Origin of the sequence: Shigella sp. FC1661 (genome assembly GCF_001712525.1) — a bacterium.
In the GTDB taxonomy this organism is placed as follows: Bacteria; Pseudomonadota; Gammaproteobacteria; order Enterobacterales; family Enterobacteriaceae; genus Escherichia; species Escherichia coli.
Genome location: NZ_MDGW01000153.1, coordinates 1 through 5,577 on the forward strand (window position 1 = coordinate 1; position 5,577 = coordinate 5,577).

Annotated in this window: 4 protein-coding genes and 2 pseudogenes; 1 reads left to right on the forward strand and 5 read right to left on the reverse strand. The window is 54.0% G+C overall.

Going from position 1 to position 5,577, the window contains the following annotated elements:
- Nucleotides 1–326 (forward strand): annotated as a pseudogene (locus BFF42_RS10310) (IS1-like element IS1B family transposase); the annotation flags it as partial.
- A gap of 99 nt (nt 327–425) precedes the next feature.
- Here the strand turns inward: BFF42_RS10310 and BFF42_RS10315 are convergent.
- From BFF42_RS10315 to BFF42_RS10340, 5 genes and pseudogenes are all read right to left on the reverse strand, one after another.
- Nucleotides 426–578, reverse strand: a complete 153-nt coding sequence (locus BFF42_RS10315; RefSeq protein WP_000956460.1) for a Hok/Gef family protein — start codon at nt 576–578, stop codon at nt 426–428.
- Between the two features lie 264 nt (nt 579–842).
- Nucleotides 843–1,576, reverse strand: a pseudogene (cysH, locus tag BFF42_RS10325) (phosphoadenosine phosphosulfate reductase).
- Nucleotides 1,577–1,650: 74 nt separating this feature from the next.
- Nucleotides 1,651–3,363, reverse strand: coding sequence for an assimilatory sulfite reductase (NADPH) hemoprotein subunit (cysI, locus tag BFF42_RS10330; protein ID WP_001290706.1), 1,713 nt, complete (start codon nt 3,361–3,363; stop codon nt 1,651–1,653).
- Nucleotides 3,363–5,162, reverse strand: coding sequence for an NADPH-dependent assimilatory sulfite reductase flavoprotein subunit (gene cysJ / locus BFF42_RS10335; protein WP_000211896.1), 1,800 nt, complete (start codon nt 5,160–5,162; stop codon nt 3,363–3,365). Before cysJ ends, cysI begins: the two co-directional genes overlap by 1 nt.
- Before the next feature lie 73 nt (nt 5,163–5,235).
- Nucleotides 5,236–5,577 (reverse strand): integrase core domain-containing protein (locus BFF42_RS10340; RefSeq protein ID WP_073841232.1); only part of this gene is annotated, 342 nt, incomplete at its 5' end.

The window sequence follows — 5,577 nt, forward strand, 5'->3', positions numbered from 1 at the left end:
TTTACGCGTATGACAGGCTCCGGAAGACGGTTGTTGCGCACGTATTCGGTGAACGCACTATGGCGACGCTGGGGCGTCTTATGAGCTTGCTGTCACCCTTTGACGTGGTGATATGGATGACGGATGGCTGGCCACTGTATGAATCCCGCCTGAAGGGAAAGCTGCACGTAATCAGCAAGCGATATACGCAGCGAATTGAGCGGCATAACCTGAATCTGAGGCAGCACCTGGCACGGCTGGGACGGAAGTCGCTGTCGTTCTCAAAATCGGTGGAGCTGCATGACAAAGTCATCGGGCATTATCTGAACATAAAACACTATCAATAAGTTGGAGTCATTACCCACATAAACAATATAAATTAAAAAAGGGTGCAGGAGACCAAACCATCACAATTCAGTACGCGGGGTTTTACCCCCGCGTGGTGGCTACTTCTTCGATTCGTAAGCGAGAACTGCCTTAAACTCCATACCACGTTCTCTGATACTCAACTCACACAACGAGTCGCCTACCATCAGCGTGAATCCCAGTACTGTAAAACACAGCACTATGATTGCCACAAGGGCATATTTTGTCAGCATGTCTTGCCTCCCTGCAAAGAAGAGACTAACATTCGAATTGTTTGGGTTCGAACGCTGGCCTCAGGTTGATAGAAATATCGCCTGGGGCTTTTGTCCATCTGGAACCTCGCGAATGCTTAACGCCAGACAGCCTCAAGCACCCGACGCCATTCTATACCTGATAATTCTTCCAGCGGCGTTCACGTTTAAAATCAGGAATACTGCTCGCAAAATAAAAACGCCCCCATCATTTCTGACAGAGGCGTTTAATTTATCCGGCAATATTTACCCTTCGTGCAATCCACATTCCCTTTTTAAGCCAAAGAAACGTGTTTCTTCTTCCGACATGCCAGGTTCCCATTTACGGGTTGTATGGGTATCACCGACCGATAAATATCCTTCATCCCATAATGGGTGATATTTCAGGCCATGTTTTGCAGGTACTGATAAATAGTTCGGTTATCCCAGTCGATAATCGGCAGCACTTTAAATACGCCACGCTGAATTGCCAGCACCGGTAAATTGGCGCGACTGCCGGATTGTTCACGGCGCAGGCCAGCAAACCAGGTTTGCGCGTTAAGTTCTTTCAGAGCCCGGTTCATCGGTTCGACTTTGTTGATGTCATTGTACTTTTCAATGCCTTCAACGCCCTGCTCCCACAGTTTTCCGTAGCGTGCTTCCTGCCAGGCTGCGCTTTCGGTAGCACGGTACACTTTCAGGTTGAGCTTGAGTTTGTCCGTTAACTCGTCAATAAAGCGGTAGGTTTCCGGGAACAAGTAACCCGTATCGGTGAGGATCACCGGAATATCTGGGCGAATTTGATTCACCAGATGCAGGCTCACCGCCGCCTGAATGCCAAAGCTGGAAGAAAGTACATATTCACCGGGCAGATTATCCAGCGCCCAGGCTACGCGGCCTTCAGCGTCCAGTTTTTCCAGTTCGGCGTTAGTTTCCGCCAGCGCCAGAATGCGATCTACCTTCGGCAGTTCGTTCAGGGCGTTTAGATCGAGTTTGGACATAGATTCCTCACTGTTTGCCTTGCCTGATGCGACGCTCACGCGTTCTTATCAGGCCTACAAGACCGGGCTGATGGTTAATCCCACAAATCGCGCGCCGGATCGAGCACCGGGCGAATGATGCCCGCACGCACCGTAAAGTCGCCGAAGCCTTCACCCGCTTCGCGCTCTTTCGCCCAGCGCCCTATCAGTTCATCAAGCGACGCCAGGATTTCCGGCTCGGTGATGTTTTCTTTATACATCCGTGGGATACGTGTCCCAATGCGGTTGCCGCCAAGATGCAGGTTGTAGCGACCCGGCGCTTTACCCACCAGGCCCACTTCCGCCAGCATCGCGCGACCACAACCGTTCGGGCAGCCTGTTACACGCATCACGATATGCTCATCGCTGACACCATGTTTCGCCATTAAATTATCGATGTTGTCGATAAAAGACGGCAGGAAACGCTCTGCTTCCGCCATCGCCAGCGGGCAAGTCGGGAATGACACGCAGGCCATCGAGTTTTCACGCTGCGGCGTGACGGCATTCATTAACCCGCTCTCTTTGGCGATCTTCTCGATCTTCGCTTTCTCGCTTTCCGGTACACCGGCGATGATCAGATTCTGGTTCGCCGTAATGCGGAAATCGCCTTTGTGGATCTTCGCGATCTCCAGCAGGCCGGTTTTCAGCGGACGCCCGGGATAATCAAGGATGCGACCATTTTCGATAAACAGCGTCAGGTGCCAGTTATCATCAATGCCCTTAACCCAGCCAATACGATCGCCTCGTCCGGTGAACTCATATGGACGGATCGGTTCAAATTTGATCCCCGCGCGACGCTCCACTTCCGCTTTAAACGTCTCAACCCCCACGCGCTCCAGCGTGTATTTGGTTTTGGCATTTTTACGATCGGTTCGGTTACCCCAGTCACGCTGAGTTGTCACGACGGCTTCGGCCACCGCCAGCGTATGCTCCAGCGGCAGATAGCCAAACTCGCTCGCCGTGCGGGCGTAGGTTTTCTTGTTGCCGTGTTCGATAGAAAGCCCACCGCCCACCAGCAGGTTGAAGCCTACCAGCTTGCCGTTTTCGGCGATTGCCACGAAGTTCATGTCGTTGGCATGCAGATCGATATCGTTCTGCGGCGGGATCACTACCGTGGTTTTGAACTTACGCGGCAGGTAGGTCTGACCAAGGATCGGTTCTTCATCAGTAGTGGCGACTTTTTCCTGGTCGAGCCAGATCTCCGCATACGCGCGGGTACGAGGCAACAGATGCTCAGAAATCTTCTTCGCCCACTCGTACGCTTCCGCGTGCAGCTGCGACTCGTAAGGGTTCGAGGTGCAGAGTACGTTACGGTTCATGTCGTTAGCTGTCGCCAGCGCATCAAGACCGACCGAGTGCAGCATCTGGTGCACCGGTTTGACGTTCTTTTTCAGAATGCCGTGGAACTGGAATGTCTGGCGGTTGGTCAGGCGAATGCTGCCATAGATGGTGTTTTCACCGGCAAATTTGTCGATCGCCTGCCACTGTTTAGTGGTAATCACCCCACCCGGCAGACGACAGCGAAGCAGCATCGCGTGGCGCGGCTCCAGCTTCTGTTCAGCACGTTCGGCGCGGATGTCGCGGTCATCCTGCTGATACATGCCGTGGAAGCGGATCAGCAGGAAGTTGTCGCCCTTAAAGCCGCCGGTCAGACCGTCGTTTAAATCTTCCGCAATGGTGCCGCGCAGGTAGTTGCTTTCAAGCTTCATGCGCTCGGCGTCTGTCAGTTTTCCTTCGACCACTAAAGGCCCTGGATGTTTTTCGCTCATTAGTAGACATCTCGCTGATAACGGCGCTCTACGCGCAGCTCACTTAAAAATTCATCCGCCGCTTCGGTGTCCATGCCACCAAATTCGGCAATCACTTCCAGAAGTGCCTGCTCAACGTCTTTCGCCATGCGATTAGCGTCGCCGCAGACATAAATGTGGGCACCATCATTGATCCAGCGCCACAGCTCCGCGCCCTGTTCGCGCAGTTTGTCTTGTACGTAAACTTTTTCTTTTTGGTCGCGCGACCAGGCAAGATCGATACGTGTCAGCACGCCATCTTTGACGTAGCGCTGCCACTCCACCTGGTACAGGAAGTCTTCCGTAAAGTGCGGATTACCAAAGAACAGCCAGTTTTTACCTGGCGCTTCGTCGGCGGCGCGTTGCTGCATAAAGGCGCGGAACGGCGCAATACCGGTGCCTGGGCCAATCATAATCACCGGGGTTTCCGGGTTAGCGGGCAGGCGAAAGTTATCGTTATGTTCGATAAATACGCGGACTTCGCCCTCTTCTTCCACGCGATCCGCGAGGAAGCTGGAGGCACCACCGGCACGGGCTCGGCCTTCCACGTCGTAACGCACCACACCAACGGTGACGTGTACTTCGTTCTCGACTTCCGCCTGCGAGGTGGCGATGGAATACAGGCGCGGGGTCAGCGGGCGCAGCAGATTAATCAGCGCTTCGGCATCCAGTTGCGCCGGAGAGAAACGCACCATGTCGACAATCGGCGTCGTCGCGGCGTAATGCTGTAACTTCGCTTTATCGCCCACCAGCGGCAGCAGTGTTTCGCTGCGGGTAAGCGTGGCGTAATTCTCAACAATGTTGGCGGTGTTGACGGTCAGTTCGAAGTGCCACTGTAGCGCTTCGTTCAGAGGCAACGTTTTGCCCTCGACGGTGACAGGTTCATCGCCTTTCAGCCACAGCAGTTCGACAAGTTCTTTCACCAGTGCCGGATCGTTCTGATACCAGACGCCCAGCGCGTCACCCGGCTGGTAACGCAGGCCCGAGTCACCTAAGTCAATTTCGATATGGCGAACGTCTTTTTCAGAGTTACGCCCGGTAATTTTCTGGTTAACAGAGAGGCTAGCCACCAGCGGCGCGTCTTTGCTGTACGGGCTGGCGTGGATTTCATTTACCGCGCCAGTAGCGACGGATTGCGAAGGTGCCGCGACAGGCGCACGCGATTTAAGCGCATCAACCACGCGGGCGCGCCACTCGCTGGCAGCAGCCTGGTATTCAACATCGGCATCGACACGGTCGAGCAGGCGTTCACCACCCAGTTCCGCCAGCTTGCTGTCGAAATCTTTCCCGGACTGGCAGAAAAATTCATAAGAGCTATCGCCGAGGCTAAACACGGCAAACGCGGTGTTTTCCAGCTTTGGCGCTTTTTTGGAGAACAGGAACTTATGCAGCGCGACGGCTTCTTCCGGCGGTTCCCCTTCCCCTTGCGTTGACGTCACTACGATGAGCAGTTTTTCGCTGGCGATTTGTTTGAATTTATAGTCGCCCGCGTTCACCAGCTTAACGTTCAGTTTTGCTGCTAATAAATCATCGCGTAATGCTTCAGCAACCCGGCGCGCATTGCCGGTTTGCGAGGCGGAGATAATAGTTATACCCGGCATTTCTGCGGCTGGCGCTGGCGTCGCTGCAAGCGCAGCAGGCTGCTGATTGAGTACGCCCCAGAAATAGCCAGAAACCCAGGCAAGCTGGGTAGGCGTTAAATCGGTCGTGGCCGCCTGAAGGCGTGCCAGTTGCTCCGGGTTCAACGGAAGCAACGCGGAAGGTGGGACCTGTGTCGTCATGCGTCGTTATGTTCCAGTAAGCAAAGCTGTTTCTGCGCCCTGTCAGCGCCCATAAAACAGAAGAGTGAAGTGGTCAACAAAAACTGGCCACCGAGTTAGAGTTTTTCCAGTATCGATTTTCCGATTCGTTTGGGGGTAACCCACCGTTATATTCGTGCGGTCTTAGTGCGCTGTAATATCCAACGATATAGTCCGTTATGGCGTGAGCTGCCTCGCTGAAGCTTACGTAACCCACCACCGGCATCCATTCGTTCTTCAGACTCCTGAAGAAGCGTTCCATTGGGCTGTTATCCCAGCAGTTTCCGCGCCGGCTCATACTCTGTCTGATCTGGTATCGCCACAATAACTGCCGGAACTGCCTGCTCGTATAATGACTGCCCTGATCGCTGTGGAACATCACCCCGCCGGGCTTACC

Excerpts from the sequence above, each read along its gene's own strand:
- BFF42_RS10315 (WP_000956460.1), bottom strand. The coding sequence starts at position 578 with ATGCTGACAAAATATGCCCTTGTGGCAATCATAGTGCTGTGTTTTACA.
- cysI (WP_001290706.1), bottom strand. The coding sequence starts at position 3,363 with ATGAGCGAAAAACATCCAGGGCCTTTAGTGGTCGAAGGAAAACTGACA.
- cysJ (WP_000211896.1), bottom strand. The coding sequence starts at position 5,162 with ATGACGACACAGGTCCCACCTTCCGCGTTGCTTCCGTTGAACCCGGAG.